Consider the following 18,888-nt stretch of genomic DNA (forward strand, 5'->3'; position numbering starts at 1 on the left):
AAGAGAAAAAATCAAAATATAATTTTAACCAAATTGAACCAATCTTCTGATCTTAACTCTTGTGCCCGAATATTTAAATTTAAATTTAATTTTTTAAAAATTAAATCTAATTCTTGATTGGACATTTTTAATCCATTTTTAAGGTTGTTGCTGAGTTTTTTTCTTTTAGCACTAAAACCAACTTTAATTAATTTAAAAAATTCATCTTCGATTTGATATTTAATATCTGATTTTAAAGTTAATTTTAAAATAGCTGAATCAACTCTAGGCTGTGGCCAAAATTTAGTTGCCTCGACTTTAGTAATAATTTTAGGCTGCCAATAAAATTGAATAGCTAAACTCAATAAACTCATCTGCGGTGGCTGACCAACAATACGTTCAGCAACTTCCTTTTGAACTAAAAAAACCATTGTTTCTGGCAGTGGTTTTTGTGAGCTTAATTGACGTAAAACTTGTGAAGTAATTTGATATGGTAAGTTGGCAACAACTTTATTAATTTTATGTTGATCTAAAAAATTTTTATTTTTAAATAATTTTAATATATCATTTTCGATCAATTCTATATTTTTAAATTGCGGTAAAATCTTGTCTATTAAAAAACAGCTCAACTTTTTATCTAATTCCACACTCGTAACTTGTTGCGTTTTAAGGGCTAATTCTTGGGTCAAAATGCCCAAACCTGGACCAATCTCTAAAACCCTATCAGTTTTTTTTAAATCTGCTGATGCAACTATTTGATTTAAAACTTTTTCACTAATCAAAAAATTCTGACCTTTATTTTTTTTGGGTAAGACTTGATATTCTTTCAAAATTGACTTAACTTCTTTGGGCGAAGTTAACTGCATTTTAGATAACTAAATTAATTAAACGACCTGGCACAAAAATGACTTTTTTAATTTCTTTGTTTTCTAAATATTTAATGATTTTTTCTTGTTGTTTAACTAATTCTAAAGCTTCATCTTGTTTTATTTCTACACCAACAATAATAGTATCGCGCACCTTACCATTAATTTGAATAACTAAATCAAAGGTTTTGTCAATTACTAAATTTTCTTGATAGTCGGGCCAAGTCTGTTCAAAAATACTTCCAATGTTGCCTAATCTATGCCACAATTCTTCGGCTGTATGAGGTGCCATTGGGGCAATCATTTTAATTAAATCGCTTAAATAAGAAATGTGTATAACCTGATTATTATTTTTAAATTCATTTAAATTATTTACGTATTCCATTAAAGCTGCTACCGCTGTATTAAATTTAAAATCATCTAAATCTTGACCAACACGCTTAATGGTTTTATGCTTGAATTTTTCTAATTCTGGCTCAATTTCAACTTGAGATTGATTATTTAAAATGTAATTAGCTAATTGCCAAATTTTTTCTAAAAACCGATAAATACCAATGACACTTTCATCGCTCCATTCTACATCTTGTTCGGCTGGTCCCATAAATAATTCATAGATTCTTAAAGTATCCACACCATATTTTTGAATAATTTCATCGGGGTTGACTACATTACCCTTAGACTTACTCATCTTACTGCCTTGATAATAAATCATTCCCTGATTAAATAATTTATTAAAGGGCTCTTCAAATTCAATCAAGCCAACATCAAACATAAATTTGGTAAAAAATCGAGCATATAATAAATGTAAAACTGCATGTTCAACGCCGCCAATATATAGATCGACTGGCAACCAATATTTAACTTTCTTTTTGTCAAAAATTTCTGTTTCATTTTTAGAATCAGCATAACGACAAAAATACCATGACGAACACACCCATTGAGAAATTGTATCTGTTTCGCGATGTGCTGGACCACCACATTTGGGACAAGTAGTTTGAGCAAAGTTTTCCGTTCTAGCTAGGGGTGACCGACCAGTATCAGTTGGACGAAAATCTTTAATTTCTGGTAATAATAAAGGTAAATCCTTTTCTGGCACAGGCACCTCGCCACATTTATCACAATAAACAATTGGAATGGGTGCGCCCCAATAACGTTGTCTAGAGATTAACCAATCACGCAATTTGTATTTTTTAGTGCCATAACCCAGCCCCTGTTCTTCCAACCAAGCAGTAATTTTTTCTCTCGCCTCAACTGAAGTTAAATTTGTAAATTCACCTGAACCAACCAAAACACCATCTTCAATAAAAGCTTTATTTTTTTGTTCTTTTAAACCTTCAGGCACAATAACTTCTATAATTTCTAAACCATATTTTTCGGCAAATTCGTAATCGCGGTCGTCATGCGCTGGCACCGCCATAATCGCACCCGAAGCATAATCTGGTAAAACATAATCCGCCACCCAAATTGGCACCTGTTTGTTATTGACCGGATTAATAGCATATGATCCAGTAAAAACACCCGTCTTCTCACGTTCTTGAGATAATCGCTCTCTTTGGGCTAACCTTGAACTTTGCTGAATATATTCTTCAACTATATTTTTTTGTTCTGATGTGGTTAAATAATTTACCAACGGATGCTCTGGCGCCAAAACTACATAAGTAATGCCAAAAATCGTATCAATCCGCGTGGTATATATTTTAATTTTAACTTCATCATCTGGGCTAATTGCACCAGCTAATTTGTAGTCTAAACCAGTTAATTCTTCGACTTTCTTTTTTTCTTTACCATCAAACATTACTTCCATAACAAATTCGGTCCCATAACTTTGACCGATCCAATTTTTCTGCATGGTCTTAACTTTATCTGGCCAATTTAAATATTGTAAATCGTTCAATAACCGATCGGCGTAATCAGTAATTTTTAAAAACCATTGAGTTAATTTCTTTTTAGTCACCTCGCTACCACAGCGCTCACACTTACCAGCGACAACCTCTTCGTTAGCTAAACTCGCTTTACAGCCGGTACACCAATTAATAAAAGCTTCTTTGTGATAAGCTAAGCCCTTTTTATATAATTGTAAAAATAACCACTGCGTCCATTTATAATAATCACTATTACATGTCACTACCTCCCGATCCCAATCATACATATAACCAAAAGAATTTAATTGCTGGCGAAAATGACTAATATTTTTTGTCACACTTTCTTGTGGTGGAATATTATGAGCCAAGGCATAATTTTCAGCTGGTAAACCAAAAGCATCAAAACCCATCGGATGTAAAACATTATAACCTTGCATTTTTTTCTTACGACTAATCACATCAGAATAAGTATAACCCCTAAGATGCCCGACATGCAAACCCTCACCTGACGGATAAGGAAACATATCCAAACAATAATATTTGGGTTTGTCTTTTTTGTCACTGGCTTGATGTAAGCCTTGAGTCTGCCATTGCTCCTGCCATTTTTTTTCAAAAATTTGTGGCTGATATTCTTCTTGATTAATTTCCATATATTTAATTTTATAAAATAAGTCTAACTAAGCCCATCATATCACTTTTTGGTTTTTTTTTCAACTTATTGAAATTTTTTAAAAAATTTGCTATGCTAATCATATATGTCTAAAATTAAATATGTTTTAACGCATCTAGTTATTGGTAGTCTATATTTAATAAAAAAAATTCAAACTGGAATTAAAATTTCTTTACAGTGGTTTTTAAAGTTGGTTGGCCAGCTTTTTTTTAAATGGCTAATTTTCCCCTTTTATAAAATTGGTCGCCGACTTGCTCAAAAAATCCGTTTGATTAATGCCATCTCTCTGTCTAAAATAAAATTTTTAATTTTACAAAAAAAAGCTTTACATTTTTTTATAATTGGTGGAGCAATTTTAATTGTTGGCCACAACATCAAAGCCTCTGATGTTCAAGAGGGTAGTTATCAAGATCAACCACTTTTTTATTCATTAAATAAAATTTCTCAAGAAGAAATTACCGAGGGTCCATTGCCAGCTCCCACCCTAGTAAATGAAAATCTATTACCTATTATGTCTTATGATCAAAAATTGGAAAATGAATTTATTGAAATTTTAAAAACACCCAACTATGGTGGTTTAATTGAAAATCCAACGCTCGTAGCTGATCCAAATATTAATGCTAGCGATCGTTATATTCCCGCCCGAAGTCAAATTGAATATTACGTTGTCCAATCTGGCGACACCATCGGTTCAATTGCTGAAAAATATGGCTTATCTCAAAAAACGATTCTTTGGGAAAATAATTTAACTTATAATTCCGTCATCCGACCTGGTCAAAAAATTACCGTCTTGCCGATTGATGGTGTTTCACATAAAATTAAATCTGGCGACACTATTAATAGTTTAGCTAAAAAATATCAAACCGAAAAAGATAAAATTTTAGAATTTAATCATTTAGCTGTAGACGATTCCTTGATACTTAATCAAAATTTAATTATTCCTGGTGGCATCAAATATACGCCTACGCCTACGCCAACTTATTCTGCGCCTAGTTCAACTCAAATTAAAAAATATTATGGCACACCCAAAGGTGGACACATCTTTCCTTGGGGGCATTGTACTTATTATGTTTCCACTCGTCGTTATATTCCTTGGGGTGGAGATGCTAAGCATTGGTTACGCAATGCCCAAGCTTATGGCTACAGTATTGGTAAAACCCCAACCGTCGGCTCGATTATTGCTACGCGTGAAAGTTGGTGGGGACATGTTGGCTATGTTGAGTCGGTCGGCAAAAATACAGTCACTTTTTCAGAGATGAATTACAAAGGTTTAGGTATTTATTCTGAACGAACTCTTAAATTAAACGATAGCCGAATTATTGGTTATATTTATTAAAAAATTTTAAATAGAAAAGGTGACCATACAGTCACCTTTTTGTTTTGAAGCTTTATCCCAAGACAACCGAAATCCTTAATTATAAATATTTTTTTAACTACTCAGTGAAGGGTTTCCGCATTTCTTCAGGCGTGGGGCGCCTTAATATCATTTTTTTAGATTCTTCCTCTATCTTTCTATAAACTTTCTCTAATTCCTCCAAATCAATTGGTGGATCATCTTTGTGTCTTTTCTCAAAATCTTCCTCTGCTTTTTTAAAATCGACGTTCGACATTTTTACTCTCCTTTTCTTTTTTGTATATTTTCTATATCCAGATTTTATTAGATACAGATTCGACTCCAATTGAGACGAATATTTTAAAAACCAATTTTTGATTCTCAAAATATTCGCCTCAAGAATTTATTTTAAAAGAACTTTTAGATTATTTTTATACTAGTTTAAATTATCTTTCTTGTCAAGATCATAAGGGTCATTCCCTCATAGACGGGACACCTATCCACCGACAGGCAAGATCTAGTGTTAATTTTAAAATTGTCTCTAAGATCCTCCCCACCTTTTTAAGGAGGGGAATCACTTTTAAAGTTCTCTTGTTTTAAAAAAATTTATCTTTATTATCCCCTCCTTTTCAAGAGCCTGTCCCAAACTTGATTTGGGAAGGGGGTTAGGGGGTGGTTAATTCTGAAGTTAGTTTAAAACAGAACCACCCCTTTATCCCCTTCCTGGTAAGGAGGGGAATTTATTTTTAAATATCGACTCGTCATCTCACGGGATCCTATCACTCGCCTGCCGAATCGGCAGGCTCGTTCCAGAATGACATTTTGGGTTTAAGTTTTCAATTTTAAACTTTCATTTTTTATTCTGCTTTCTCCTGATTTAGATTTTCATTTTTTACTCCGCCTTCTCCCGATATTGTAAAGCTTCGGCAATGTGCTCAGACTGAATTTCGTCTTGCTGATTTAAATCCGCAATCGTGCGCGCGACTTTTAATGTCCGATGATAACCTCGCGCTGATAAATGTAACTGTTGCAAAGCTGAATTTAAAAGTTGTTGCGCTTCTGAATTTAACTGACAAAATTCTCTGATTTGTTTAGCACCCAATTCTGAATTAGTAAAAATATTTAAACCCTTATAACGTTGTGATTGTAAATCACGTGCCCGTTGCACCCGTTGGCGAATTTCAACTGATGGTTCAGCCACTTGGTCAGAAGTTAATTTTTCAATTTTGACTCGAGGTACTTCAATATGTAAATCTATCCGATCCAAAAGTGGCCCAGAAATTTTCTTTTGATATTTGATCACTTGACCAGGCGAACAAGTACACTCATGATATGGGTCGCCATAATAACCACACGGACATGGATTTTGCGAGGCAATTAAAGTCACTCGCGCTGGAAAAGTATAACTCGCCTTAGCGCGTGAAATAGTAATTACTCCATCTTCCAATGGTTGGCGTAAATTTTCTAAAACTGTACGTGGAAATTCTGGAAACTCATCTAAAAACAACACCCCACGATGAGCCAAGGTAATTTCTCCAGGTTTAGGCACTTGACCACCACCGACTAAAGCCACGCCTGACGACGTATGATGCGGACTCCGAAACGGCCGTTGATTAATCAACGGCTTTTGTGGCGACAATAAACCAGCCACACTATAAATTTTTGTTACCTCTAAAGATTCGTCAGCTGTCATGGTTGGTAAAATTGACGTCATGGCCCGCGCTAACATAGTTTTGCCAGAGCCAGGTGGGCCACTCATGCGCACATTGTGACCACCGGCCGCCGCAATTTCTAAAGCCCGCTTAGCTTGTTCCTGACCTTTAACATAAGCCATGTCATATTCATATTTTAAATCTGGATCTTCAATTAAATTTTTATCATTTAATCCAGCTGTAATTGGTTGAATATTTTTTTGTTGAATAAAAAAATTAACTAAATCTTGTAAACTAGCAATGGGATAAATTTGAATACCATGAACCAAACTTGCCTCCGCCACATCGGCCTGTGGAATAAAAATTTTTTCAAAATTATTTTCCTTAGCAAAAATAGCAATTGGCAACACCCCGTTGGTGTGTCTTAATTTTCCATCCAAAGCCAACTCGCCAACAAATAAACTTTTTTCTAAGTCTGGAATTTGAATTTGACTGGAGGCTAATAAAATTCCCAAAGCAATTGGCAGGTCATAACCGGTCCCCTCTTTATGCAAATCAGCTGGTGCTAAATTAATTGTTACTTTTGAGCGTGGAAAATTAAAGCCACTATTTTTAATCGCCAGATTCACCCTTTCCTTAGATTCTTCAATTGCTTTGTCGGGCAGACCTACCATAAAAAATCCCGGAAAATGAGCCGAGATGGCAGTTTCTAATTCTATCAATTGTGATTCTAAACCCAAAACTGCGCAAGTAAAAATTTTTGATAACATAAAATTTATTTTTGTTTTTTTATTTTTAATTCTTGAATTAAAATTAAAATTGCCCCCGCCACAATCATCACATCTGCCAAATTAAAAACTGGCCACCAGGGTATGCTAATATAATCAACCACATAATGATGATTTAAACGATCAATTAAATTACTCAACGCACCAATTAAAATTAAACTTAAATTTAAAATATAAAAATATTCTAATTTAAAATATTTTTTTATTAAAAAATAAATCAAACCAATTAAAATTAAAAAATTGAAAAAAATTATCGCTCCATAATTTATTTTAATACCCAAGGCAATATACGGGTTGGATTTAAATTTAAAAAATAGAATATCAAAAAAAACACCGCGATAAAAATCGGGATGTTGTATAAAAAAATCTTTTAATCTTAAATCAAGATATAATAAGCCAAGACAAAATAAATTTATAATAATGATTAAAAATATTTTTTTTGTTTTCATAAATTAACCCAATTGGTTTTGTTTTTTACATTCGATATATGAAATCGCTTTAGTAAAAATTACCAACCGAGCAAGCTAAATTTTTTGGTGTACTTTTCATAAAATTGTAATTACCTTGATTATTTTTTCAAACTTGATTGCAACACACAAAAAATAATTTGATAAAATCTTAACGTCTATATTATACAATTTTTTTAAAATTTTAGTAAATGAAAAAGGGACACAGACTTTCCTTTTTTTATTTTGGGGCCTGTGCCCCTTTCGGTATAATATTTCCAACTGGTCATAACTACCCTTTATGCTTTTTTTGTTGTGCTAAAGAGCACCTATGAATCTCGGTCGGAAAAAAATTTTTCGTACAGCTAGGCGAAATTAGTTACCTTCTATTTGATGGCTACTCCCATCCGTTTTATATAGAGTTCAACGAACAGAAATTTTCTTTTTATTTTTGTTTTAGGTTTTTCAAGCCTAAATTATGTAAAGAACTGCTGGCCGCAAGAATAATGGTTTGCCCTATCTACAAGCCTGAAAATTTTTGTAAACTTAGAATCTTAGCTGATTAGATTCTTTAGCAAACAGAAGGATCTACTTATATTATACTATTTTTATAAATAAGAGTCAATATAAAAAAGGCTTTTGTTTAAGCCATTCTTGACCATTACTTATAATTTTGTCCACATGTTTATTTTTAAAAAAATAATATTTTCTCAAACTTATCCACAGCTTATTAACTATCAATCAAGATACCCTCTTAAAAATGGCTTATCAGAGCCAAATTCTGAAATTATTAAATTACCATTTAATTGTGGATAAATACTATTTAATTTTAAAAACAAACTTTGAGTTTGATCTAAAATAGATTTTTCAGCTAATACTGGATTAAAAAATTCATGAGAATAAAGAGTTTGATTTAATAAATCCAAATTATTACTGTAAAAAACCTTATCACCAGTATCCACATAACCAAATTCTAAATTGTAAATATCATTACGTAAAAAATGATATTGATAGTTATTAACTTCCTGTTGTTCAAACTTAAAATTATCAGGATTAACCACTAATTCTATCACTTGATCATGATCGGGTAAGGTTAATAAATTTTCTTGGGGAAATTTGAGAGCTAAAATATATTGTAAAATTTGTTCTATTTTTTTAAATTTAGTTCGATCGAAATCTTTTTCGTATTTAATTATCCAAACACATTCGCCTGGGGTAGAAAAATCAAAACATTTATTTAAGTGTTCAATTAAATTTTGTTTATCTGGTTTATTTAATTCATTGTCAAAAACTATCCATAAATTTTCCGATTTTAAAAGTGAAAGCACATCTTGTTCTAAATTAAAATTATATTTTTTTTCTAAATGTTCAAAATAATTTTTAAAATTAGATTGTTGCAAAATATTTTTTATTTCATGATGCCAGTCTATATTTAAAGTAAAGAAAATCGGTTCCTTAAAAATGTGTTTGATAAAATTATGGTTAGTCTGATTTAAATTTAACAACTCATAAGGTAGATCAATTTTCTGGGTGACAAAATTATTAATTAAATCTAAATTACTAATTTGCCATTCCAGGTCTGCCTGATTTAAATCTATCGTTAAACTCAACCATTCCGGCATAATTAAATTTTCTTGATTAAAATAATAACCATACAACTCTTGCAAAAAATAATTATCGAACGATAAATGATATTGCCAATAATGACGATGCCAATAAATTTGTATAAAACTATTTTGAGTTGAAAATAAGTTTTGTTCAATGCGTTGATCGTTTTTAATTGAAGAAATATATTTTTTATCAACCTCAATAATTTTTTGGCTAGCCTGAGACGAAGTAGCAATAGCTAAAATATTTTTTTTGGGCCAAGTATAATTTAAATTTTGAACAGTTTGATTTTTAATTTTTAAAGCATGATTTAATTGTAAATTGTAAATTATTTCGTCTTGATAAACTTCGGTCTCGATTTGTCCCAATCTAGAAAATAAATTTTCCATAGCAGTGCGATCTGTAATTTTAACCAAAATAACTGTTTCTAAATTATCAGCTATTTCCAGTTGAGCTAAAACTATTTGATCTTTAAATAATGGTGCAACTTCGGTAATAAAATTTATATTGCTAGGCTGAAAAATTTGTTCCAATTGTTCGTTTAAATAAATATAATTATTTTTAACTAAATTAGATTTGTGCCAAAAATTTTTCCAGGCATCATTTTCAATTAAATTGAAAGTCCAAAAATTTAGTCTAGCTGAAGTTAAATTAATTTTGGATAAAAAAATAGTCTCCCCCGGTAAAAATTTTATCAAATCAACCGAACGAGACCCTAAAAAATAAAAACCAAAAATTAAATTTAATAATAAAATAAAACTTAAAATAATAATCCAAAAATTTTTATTTTTTAAAATTTGGGTCATTAATTTTAAATTATTTTTAATGTTTATTTTTTACCAACCTCTGGTTTGTTTTTGTATAAAGATTGATTCTCTGGTAAATTTTTCATACTTAAACTAATTTTACCATGATCGTCTTTTTTGATTACTTTAACAAAAACCTGGTCACCCTCTTTTAAAACATCTTCAACTTTATTAATGCGATACGGTGCAATTTCAGAAATATGGACTAAACCATCTTGATTGGGTAATAATTGAACAAAAGCCCCAAAATCCATAATTTTGACGACTTTGCCCTGAAAAATTTCGTTAACTTCTACTTCGCGCACAATATTATTAATCCATTCGCAAGCCTTATCTAAGCTCTCGGCATTATCAGCTGTAACAAAAACATGACCGTCTTGTTCAATATCAATACTCGCTCCAGTTTTGTCAATAATTTCGTTAATAACTTTACCGCCAGAACCAATCACTTCACGAATTTTTTCAGGATTAATTTGAATAATTCTAATCTGTGGGGCGTAAGGTGATAATTTTTCGCGAGGCTGTTTGATTGCCTGACTCATATTTTCTAAAATTTCTATTCTACCTTGATGTGCTCGTTGTAAGGTTTGTTTTACGATTTCATCTGATAGGCCGTGTGTTTTAGTGTCTAGTTGAATGGCTGTAATTCCGTCACGAGTGCCAGCCACTTTAAAATCCATACCACCCTCGGCATCTTCTAGATCTTGTAAATCGGTTAAAATCTTATAGTCTTTAATATCACCATTTTTATCAGTATTGGAAACTAAACCCATAGCCACTCCAGCAACCGGAGCCTTAATTGGCACACCTGCATCCATCAATGATAAAGTTGCAGCACAAACCGAAGCCTGAGAAGAAGAACCGTTGGAAGATAAAACTTCTGAAACAATTCTAATGGTATAAGGAAAAATTTCTTTTTCAGGAATAACTGGACTTAAGGCTCTTTCTGCTAAAGCTCCATGACCAATTTCTCTGCGTCCTGGTCCACGCATTGGCCCGACATCACCGACGCTAAAAGGTGGAAAATTGTAATGATGGAAAAAACGTTTTTTGCTATCATTTTCTTCCATCGTGTCTAAGATTTGCTCTTCGCCCGGAGAACCCAACGTTACAACCGATAAAATTTGTGTTTCGCCTCGACTGAACAAACCCGTACCGTGGGTGTGTGGTAAATAACCAACCTCACTTTTAAGTGGTCTAATTTCATCAAGCAACCGACCATCAATTCTTTTATTGCTTTGTAAAAGCATTTCTGAAATTTTCACTTCGGCCCGCTCTTTAATACTTTTCATGATTTTTTCTCTTTTCTCTTTACCAACGTTTTGGCTCTCCAAAAATTCATTTAATTTTTCTTTGAAATTTTTAAAGGCTTGTTGTCTTTCACTTTTTGTTTTTAAAGGTTGATCAAATAAATAAGAATTTAAATTTTCATCAACATATTTTTGAACCAAGTCTTCCACTTGTTGTTCTTCAGAACTAATTATCTGTTTTATAATGTTATCCTTTTTTTCTCGGCCAATTGCTTTTTGAACTGTATTAATAAATTGAATTATTTCGCCAATATATTTTTGACCAAATTTGATAGCTTCAAAAGCTTGATCTTCACTAACTTGATTAGCTCCAGCTTCCAACATAATTACTTTATCTTGTGTGCCAGCTACCACTAAATCAAGTTGACTATTAACGCGATCAATATAACTTGGATTTAATACCCAATTATTTTCAACCAAACCAACTCTTACTCCAGCGATTGGTCCCGCCCAGGGAATATCAGAAATAGTTAAAGCACAAGCTGCTGCAATTAAACCGACAACGTCTGGATCATTCTTTTGATCGAAAGATAAAACAGTAACTATCACTTGAATGTCATAACGAATACTTTGATCAAATAGTGGTCGAATGGCTCGATCAATTAAACGCGAAGCTAAAATAGCCTCATCGCCCGCTCGACCCTCACGCTTAATAAAGCGTGAACCTTTAATTTTACCAGCAGCATATAATTTTTCTTCATAATCAACTAAAAGAGGAAGGTAATCTACACCTTCCCGAGATTCATCGCTTAAAACAGCAGTAGCTAAAACTAAAGTTTCGCCTAATTGCACAGTGCAACTACCGTTGGTTTGACCGGCTATTTTGCCAGTTTCAATAATTAAATTTTGACCAGCAATTTGAGTTTCAAATCGTTGAATCTGAGTGTCTTGTTTTTTCATAGATAATTTATATCGCCGATCAGCAAGCTAAAGACTATGAGAACCTCTTTGGTCTCTCAGTCTCTCAGTCTACTGACCCGCGAGATTAGTTAGTTAGTTAGTTAGTTAGTTGGTTGGTTGGTTGGTTTTTATTTATTTTATTTATTTTTTTATTTCTAGCTTTAATTTTATTTTGAGGATAATGAATTAAAAATCGATTTTGATCTTGACCCAAATCAACAAAATCATCTGCTACCTCTTTTAATTTACTGGATGTTGTTCCGCCAAAAGCTACCACCTCGGCAATACGACCGTGATATTGTAAATACTCAATTAATGGAATATAGTCTCCATCTCCACTAACCAAAACTATTACATCTAAATTAGGAGCCATTTTAATCGCATCCACTGATAAACCCACATCCCAATCAGCTTTCTTTTCTCCACCCCAAAAAATTTGTAAATCTTTCATTTTAATTTCAAAGCCTTGTTTACTTAGGGCTTCAAAAAAAGCTGTTTCTTCAAAAGACTTTGATTGTACTACATAAGCGATGGCTCTAACTAAGCGTCGATCAGCCACAGCAACTTTTAAAATTTCAGCAAAATTAACATTGGCTTTATATAAATTCTTTGCCGAATGATACATATTTTGAACATCGACAAATATACCCACTCTTTGATCTTTATGTTTAATCATAATAATTATAAAATTAAAGGACTTGATTAGCCCTTTAATTTCAATTCTTGAATTAATTTCTCATATTCTTTAAGATCTTCTCGTTTGAGATATCTTAAGAGACGACGTCGCTGACCAACTTTTTTCAATAAACCCCGGCGTGATGAAAAGTCTTGTTTATGAGCACGTAAATGATTGGTTAAATCTTTGACTTCCTCACTCAAGAGAGCGACCTGGACCTGGCTTGAACCAGTATCATTTTTATGAGTGGCGAATTTATTAATAATCGTGTCTTTTTTCTTTTTACTAATCATATGTAATAAAAATAATAAATTTTAATTATTTACCCATCATACACTATATTTAAAATCTTTGCAAGTCCTTAAATAAAAAACTGTTCTCAAGTCAGTTTTTTATCTAGCAAATGAATTTATTTAATCTGACTGATAATTCTGTCTAAATCTTCTTTACTATAAAATTCAATAATAATTTTACCGCCACGGGCAGATTTTTTAATTTCCACCTTAGTGCTTAATTTATCACGCAAAACTTTTTCCTGTTGTTGCAGGGCTAAATCCTTTTCGTTTATTTTAGTCTTTTTGATTGTACTAGTCTTGGCTTCCTGTTCAACATCTCTAACCGTTAAACCACCGATCACAATCTTGTGGAACATTTTCATCTGTTGTTTAGGTTCATCAAAAGCTAAAATAGCCTTGGCATGACCTTCATTAATTTTGCCTTCAGCTAAAGATTTTTGGATTTCTACTGGTAAATTTAAAAGGCGTAAAAGATTACTTACACTTGATCGACTTTTGCCAATTTTTTGTGCTACTTGTTCTTGAGTAAAATTAAACTCATCAATTAATTTTTGATAAGCTATCGCTTGTTCAATGGGATTTAAATTTTTACGTTGCACATTTTCAATTAAAGCTATTTCTAATTTTTCAACTTCCTGAGCTTGTCTGACGATTACCGGGACCGTTTTTAATTCTAAAATTTCAGCTGATCTTAACCTTCTCTCACCAGCAATTAACTGATATTCATTATCCTCTTTAGTCACCACCAAGGGTTGAATAATGCCATATTCTTTAATTGACTCAATTAATTCTTCTAAATCATGATGTTGAATATTCTGACGGGGCTGATGTGGATTAGCTTTAATTTTTTTAGGATCAACTTGTAAAATTTTGTCGTCTGAAATCAAAAAATCTGCTTCATCTGATAAAACCTCTTTTAAATTTGAGGATTGATTGGGAATTAAAGATGCTAATCCCCTACCCAAACCTGATTTAGTCATAATATATTTATTCTAACGAATTAATAACTTCTAAAGATAATTTTTCATACGCTCGCGCCGCTTTGGACTTGGGATCATATTCTAAAATTGTTTTACCATAGCTCGGTGCCTCGGCCAAACGAATTGTGCGTGGAATAACTGAACGAAAAATTTTATTTGGAAAATAACGATAGAGCTCTTCTAAAACATCTCTCGATAAACGTGTGCCTTTTTGATACATAGTAATTACCGCACCCAATACATTTAAATTGGGTTTTAAATTCTGTCTAACCAAATTAACCGTGTTCATTAATTGACTTAATCCCTCCAAAGCATAATATTCTGCTTGCACTGGAACTAAAATATGTTCAGCCGCGACTAAACCGTTTAGAGTTAACAGTCCTAAAGATGGCGGACAATCTATAATAATGTAGTCGAAATTATTTCTGATTTCTAATAAAGCTTGATATAATTTAAATTCGCGCTGTGGTAAATTTGTTAATTCAATATTAGCTCCAGCTAAATCAATATTAGCGGGAGCAATTTTTAAACCATGTAAAGCCGATTCTTGAAAAATAGAATTTAACGAGACATTATTAATCAGTGCATCATAAATGCCATGATTAATTTCGCGTGGATTTAAACCTAAACCCGAACTGGCATTTGCCTGTGGATCAATATCAACTAATAAAACAAACTTACCTAAACTTGCAAGATAAGCCGCTAAATTTACTGCCGTAGTAGTCTTACCCACTCCGCCTTTTTGATTAACTAGAGAAATAATTTGTCCCATATAAAATATATAATACTATATTATAATAAATTAAAAATAAGTTGACAACAAAAACAAAATGAGACACAATAGATAAAGAATTAAATTGTGCCGCGATGGCGGAATTGGTAGACGCGCTGGTCTCAAACACCAGTGGTAGCGATACCATGAGAGTTCGAGTCTCTCTCGCGGCATATATTTTATTAACTTGATTTAAAAAAGATTTAATGTTATTATTTTAACATCAACGCGGGGTAGAGCAGCTGGCAGCTCGTCAGGCCCATAACCTGAAGGTCGCGGGTTCGAGTCCCGCCCCCGCAATTTTTTAAAATAAGATTTTATTAGAGCTTTAAAAAAATGCATAAAATATAAGGCCATTGGCCCGTTAGAAATATTTATAATTAATAATATTAGTGTTTTAAATAATTAAATAATTTAAAAACATAAGAAACGTTGATTACCAATACTTCTAACGGGCCGGGGTAGCTCAGATGGTTAGAGCGTTGCACTCATAACGCAGAGGTCGTGGGTTCAATTCCCACCCCCGGTACCAAAATTAAATTTATGAAATTAGGCGATATATTATTTAAATCTCTTTTGACTGCTATTGCAGTTTTTTTAATTCATGCCTTATTGATTATTATTTTTGATATCTATCAATATATAAATTGGATTGATATTCCAATTCATTTTCTAGGCGGTGTGGCTATAAGTTTGGGAACTATTATTTTACTAAATTTACTAATTACTGATCAACGATTACAACCCTTGCCATTGAGTATAAAAATTATTTTAGCTATAACCGTCACTCTTGGCATAGCTGTTGTTTGGGAATGTTACGAATGGTTAATGGGTTATTTAAATTTTGGTATATATCAAGAAAGTCTTAATGATACTATGCTAGATTTAGTTATGGGTGGTTCGGGTGGTATATTAACTGGTTTAATTTATTTAATTTTTTATAAAAGAAAATAATTTAAAAAAATAAATTTAAATAAAGATCACTCTGATCTTTTTTTATTTATAAAATCAAAAGAGGACCGCTTATGTGTCCTCTGCATTGGCCTTAATAGCCTTGCAATATTTCTAGTCTATAATAGCGCAAAGTGCGAATATATGTATTTAACCCATATAAACTTCCAGAGGCACCATCGTTAAAAATGGATTTACCTCTTTAAGTTGGGCATAATATTCTCGCCTAAGATTATTTCTAACTCCAGCGAGAAATTCACTCTCACAATTCTGGATATTTGTGAGGGCTTTAATCAGATTCTGACCTTCATCAGCCTGACAAATCTGATATTTATTTACTTCGATTTCATCAATCCAATTGAGAATTGTCCAGGTGGCTAAAACCGATGAACTATAAATTCTGGACTCACTTGGCAGTCTCGATTCTTCAGCTTTCTCGTATCTGCACTGGTTATAATTCGGTCCCCAGTTATAGCCTTTGAAAACCTTTCTATTATCTCCCATTGTATTGGGATGATTATATTTCAGATGGCTGAGATATTTACAACCACCTTTAATGTTTTCATCTGAGTCGTATCGATTAACCTCAAGATCTTTAGCGGTCGAATACATCAACTGCATTAAGCCCGTAGCTCCGCTATGACTAGTCACCCAAGCTTTCCCCAATGATTCATTAATGATAACCGCTCTAGGCTGATTAGGCGACAACCGATAAATTTCGCTTTGCTCTTTAATAGAACTCTGATATTGATTTGTCCTATCTAAAGCTTTTACAAAGCTCGGTTTATCGTTATCACTGTCTTGAGTATAATTAATACCCAAAACATCTAACTGCCTCAAAACTTCGGCAGGCAAACCCGTTAAGTCAAATCGATTTGCCCAAACCTGAAGATCGTTAATCTCACAGCCCGATACTAGTGTGATACCGGTAATTTCCTGGCCTAATAAGCTCTTTAACTTTTTACGAGAATTCGGTCCAACAAAGCAGTTGGCGGAATCCAAGCCCATTGGGATTAAAATTTCATTGGCATATTTTTCCTGAAAACGTCTTACGGCGTCTTTGGTTGATTCGCCAAAAAAATTCGTTTCCCGACCAGGAGAACCATATCCGGATTCGGCTAATTGAGTTTCGGGATCTTTATTTAAAACTATCTGAAGAAGCCTTACATCTTCTCCGGTCATTCCAAATTCGATATCCCTAGGGAATAAAATATCCTGGGCTGAATCGGGTCCATAAATCGATCTTACCTTGGCAGAAACAATATCTTCCTTGCTCGCAATTATATAATCAAGCAAGGAATCTTTCTGATGACAAGCAATTTTCATTGTCTGCCAGGAGCTATCTATCTCCTGCTTAACCAAGAAACTATTTGCTACGGCTACGAATTTTTTAGCCTCGTTCAATAAAGAATCTTCCTGTTGAACGTTAGAGCTAGCTAATTGATCAATAATTAGGTCGACTCTCCCCGATAGTTCCACTAAGTTTTCCCAAATTTTTTCATTGGAAAGTGAATGTTTTTGTTTTTCAGGAAATGCTTCGCGGGCCACCTTAACTAGAGTAGCCCTATTTTCTTCCTTACAACTTACTCCTTTTGGAGTCCTAATAGTCCCCCCGTCAACCACTCTATAACTGAGTGGTGAGGCAAATACCGTGTTTGATGGCATATGTTTATTTATTGAATAGACAAGTCTATCCAACAACACATACGCCTTAAAACAAATCGCCTCATCTGACTGCATAATGGCCTCGACAGTGAATACGGCCATAATAACAACGCCGACCACTCCCAAGACATAAATTAACATTAACAGGTTTTTCACAATTTTCTCCTTTTTTATTTTTTATTTTTTTAAAAAATGTCAAAAAACTATCCTTATTTTATCTTATCTATATACTAGCATATATTAATTTTTTTGTCAATAGAAAAGAGCGCCTTGTGACGCCCTTTATATTTAAGGTTATTTACCACCCATCCCCAGAGGAATTTGGGAATTAGCTTGAACAATTTCCACATCTTCTCTCATTAACCCCTTCAATAACGGAGTGGGATTAAGCCAACCCTTGATAATCATTTTATTCTGCTTTATTTCTTTAATTTGAAATAAAGCAAAATGTAAATGAGTATTGGTCGATGACCCAGTATTCCCAATCATGCCGATTTTCTGCCCCCGAGCAACCACCTGTCCAACTTCTACATTTTCACTCTTTAAATGAGCATAAAATGAAAAGTTACCATCTAAATGAAGAATAGCTATATATTCTCCCCAGATGTCGTCCTGGCCAATACTGGCAACTATTCCATCGTTAATCGTATAGGCTCCACCGAGACTGGCAAAATCTATACCATGATGAAATGTTTTTTTCCCGGTCAGAGGATGTTTCCTCGATCCCCAACCACTACTTATCCAATATTCTCCACGAACTGGCAGAGAAATTGAATCGCCAATGACCGTTCCGCTTTTCATAAGATCCAAATAGATACCAACTGGATCAAATCCCATCTGCTCACAAATCTGGCAGAAAATCTCATATTGTTCTTGAAAGGTGATTATACTAATTATTTCACCTTTTAGATTTGTAAGATTATGTTCTGGCCCACTCTTTTTTTCTAAGGACAACGTGTCTTCGAACAGAAACAAGCCCTCATCTAAATTGGATATCTCGTTTAGAGTCGCCAACTGAAAATTCACGTTCTCAGCTGCAATCTCATTGTAGCTATAGACGACCATTAACAAGATTGAAACCCAAAGCATAGACATTTTCATTTTCCCCCCTTATAATAATCTTTTTTTAATTTTCAATGAGAATGAATGATTAAAACCTTCTATTAATATCTTAGCATAAATTTAATTTCTTGTCAAGGGTATAAGGTAATGTGTACACACATATTGCACTTTTTGCTAAACTAGGGGCATGTCTAAAACTATGCCCAAATCAACAATCGAAGAAAAACTTCGTTGGATTAAACCAATCCTTGATGGTAAAATTACCA

General features: G+C 33.1%; 15 protein-coding genes and 3 tRNA genes. 5 read left to right on the top strand and 13 right to left on the bottom strand.

Annotation, left to right across the window (positions count from 1 at the left end; translation table 11 throughout):
- Nucleotides 1–11 precede the first annotated feature (11 nt).
- Together rsmA and leuS are read right to left on the bottom strand one after the other, a co-directional pair.
- Nucleotides 12–845 carry a 16S rRNA (adenine(1518)-N(6)/adenine(1519)-N(6))-dimethyltransferase RsmA gene (gene rsmA / locus PHS07_02305; protein MDD4607149.1) on the bottom strand — a complete coding sequence of 278 codons (834 nt, stop codon included), beginning with the start codon at nucleotides 843–845 and terminating at the stop codon, nucleotides 12–14.
- A gap of 1 nt (nucleotide 846) precedes the next feature.
- Complete coding sequence (leuS, locus tag PHS07_02310; GenBank protein MDD4607150.1) at nucleotides 847–3,357, bottom strand: leucine--tRNA ligase; 2,511 nt, start codon at nucleotides 3,355–3,357, stop codon at nucleotides 847–849.
- Between the two features lie 105 nt (nucleotides 3,358–3,462).
- On the opposite strand from leuS, the gene PHS07_02315 reads away from it, so the two are divergent.
- The gene (locus PHS07_02315; GenBank protein MDD4607151.1) at nucleotides 3,463–4,713 is read left to right on the top strand and encodes a LysM peptidoglycan-binding domain-containing protein; all 1,251 of its coding nucleotides are present in this window, start codon (nucleotides 3,463–3,465) and stop codon (nucleotides 4,711–4,713) included.
- A 97-nt stretch (nucleotides 4,714–4,810) separates the two neighbouring features.
- Here the strand turns inward: PHS07_02315 and PHS07_02320 are convergent, their stop codons facing one another.
- The 9 genes from PHS07_02320 to PHS07_02360 form a co-directional block, all read right to left on the bottom strand.
- A complete protein-coding gene (locus PHS07_02320; protein MDD4607152.1) occupies nucleotides 4,811–4,987 on the bottom strand; it encodes a hypothetical protein in 177 nt (58 codons plus the stop codon).
- Nucleotides 4,988–5,602: 615 nt separating this feature from the next.
- On the bottom strand, nucleotides 5,603–7,132 hold the full coding sequence (locus PHS07_02325; protein MDD4607153.1) for a YifB family Mg chelatase-like AAA ATPase: 1,530 nt from the start codon (nucleotides 7,130–7,132) through the stop codon (nucleotides 5,603–5,605).
- Nucleotides 7,133–7,137: 5 nt separating this feature from the next.
- Nucleotides 7,138–7,599: a signal peptidase II gene (locus tag PHS07_02330; protein ID MDD4607154.1), complete on the bottom strand. Its 462-nt coding sequence runs from the start codon at nucleotides 7,597–7,599 to the stop codon at nucleotides 7,138–7,140.
- A 734-nt stretch (nucleotides 7,600–8,333) separates the two neighbouring features.
- Entirely contained in the window at nucleotides 8,334–10,010 is a 1,677-nt protein-coding gene (locus PHS07_02335) for a hypothetical protein (GenBank protein MDD4607155.1), read from the bottom strand.
- Nucleotides 10,011–10,033: 23 nt separating this feature from the next.
- The gene (locus tag PHS07_02340; protein MDD4607156.1) at nucleotides 10,034–12,220 is read right to left on the bottom strand and encodes a polyribonucleotide nucleotidyltransferase; all 2,187 of its coding nucleotides are present in this window, start codon (nucleotides 12,218–12,220) and stop codon (nucleotides 10,034–10,036) included.
- A gap of 97 nt (nucleotides 12,221–12,317) precedes the next feature.
- Nucleotides 12,318–12,896 (bottom strand): NYN domain-containing protein, encoded by a 579-nt coding sequence (locus PHS07_02345; protein ID MDD4607157.1) that lies wholly within the window; start codon nucleotides 12,894–12,896, stop codon nucleotides 12,318–12,320.
- A gap of 26 nt (nucleotides 12,897–12,922) precedes the next feature.
- Nucleotides 12,923–13,189, bottom strand: a complete 267-nt coding sequence (rpsO, locus tag PHS07_02350) for a 30S ribosomal protein S15 (GenBank protein MDD4607158.1) — start codon at nucleotides 13,187–13,189, stop codon at nucleotides 12,923–12,925.
- A gap of 116 nt (nucleotides 13,190–13,305) precedes the next feature.
- Complete coding sequence (locus PHS07_02355; protein ID MDD4607159.1) at nucleotides 13,306–14,172, bottom strand: ParB/RepB/Spo0J family partition protein; 867 nt, start codon at nucleotides 14,170–14,172, stop codon at nucleotides 13,306–13,308.
- A 7-nt stretch (nucleotides 14,173–14,179) separates the two neighbouring features.
- Complete coding sequence (locus PHS07_02360; protein MDD4607160.1) at nucleotides 14,180–14,944, bottom strand: ParA family protein; 765 nt, start codon at nucleotides 14,942–14,944, stop codon at nucleotides 14,180–14,182.
- 89 nt (nucleotides 14,945–15,033) lie between these two features.
- Between PHS07_02360 and PHS07_02365 the strand changes: the two genes are divergently transcribed.
- The 4 genes from PHS07_02365 (at nucleotide 15,034) to PHS07_02380 (ending at nucleotide 15,898) form a co-directional block, all read left to right on the top strand.
- Nucleotides 15,034–15,117 (top strand) — tRNA-Leu (locus PHS07_02365).
- A 54-nt stretch (nucleotides 15,118–15,171) separates the two neighbouring features.
- Nucleotides 15,172–15,244, top strand: a tRNA-Met gene (locus PHS07_02370).
- Between the two features lie 155 nt (nucleotides 15,245–15,399).
- A tRNA-Met gene (locus tag PHS07_02375) sits at nucleotides 15,400–15,476 on the top strand.
- 11 nt (nucleotides 15,477–15,487) lie between these two features.
- A complete protein-coding gene (locus PHS07_02380) occupies nucleotides 15,488–15,898 on the top strand; it encodes a hypothetical protein (protein MDD4607161.1) in 411 nt (136 codons plus the stop codon).
- 147 nt (nucleotides 15,899–16,045) lie between these two features.
- On the opposite strand, the gene PHS07_02385 is transcribed toward PHS07_02380, so the two are convergent.
- Both PHS07_02385 and PHS07_02390 read right to left on the bottom strand, forming a co-directional pair.
- The gene (locus tag PHS07_02385; protein MDD4607162.1) at nucleotides 16,046–17,662 is read right to left on the bottom strand and encodes a transglycosylase SLT domain-containing protein; all 1,617 of its coding nucleotides are present in this window, start codon (nucleotides 17,660–17,662) and stop codon (nucleotides 16,046–16,048) included.
- Between the two features lie 192 nt (nucleotides 17,663–17,854).
- Entirely contained in the window at nucleotides 17,855–18,661 is an 807-nt protein-coding gene (locus PHS07_02390) for a M23 family metallopeptidase (GenBank protein MDD4607163.1), read from the bottom strand.
- Between the last annotated feature and the right edge of the window lie 227 nt (nucleotides 18,662–18,888).

The organism is Patescibacteria group bacterium (assembly GCA_028707495.1).
Lineage (GTDB): Bacteria > Patescibacteriota > Patescibacteriia > UBA2591 > JAQWAS01 > JAQWAS01.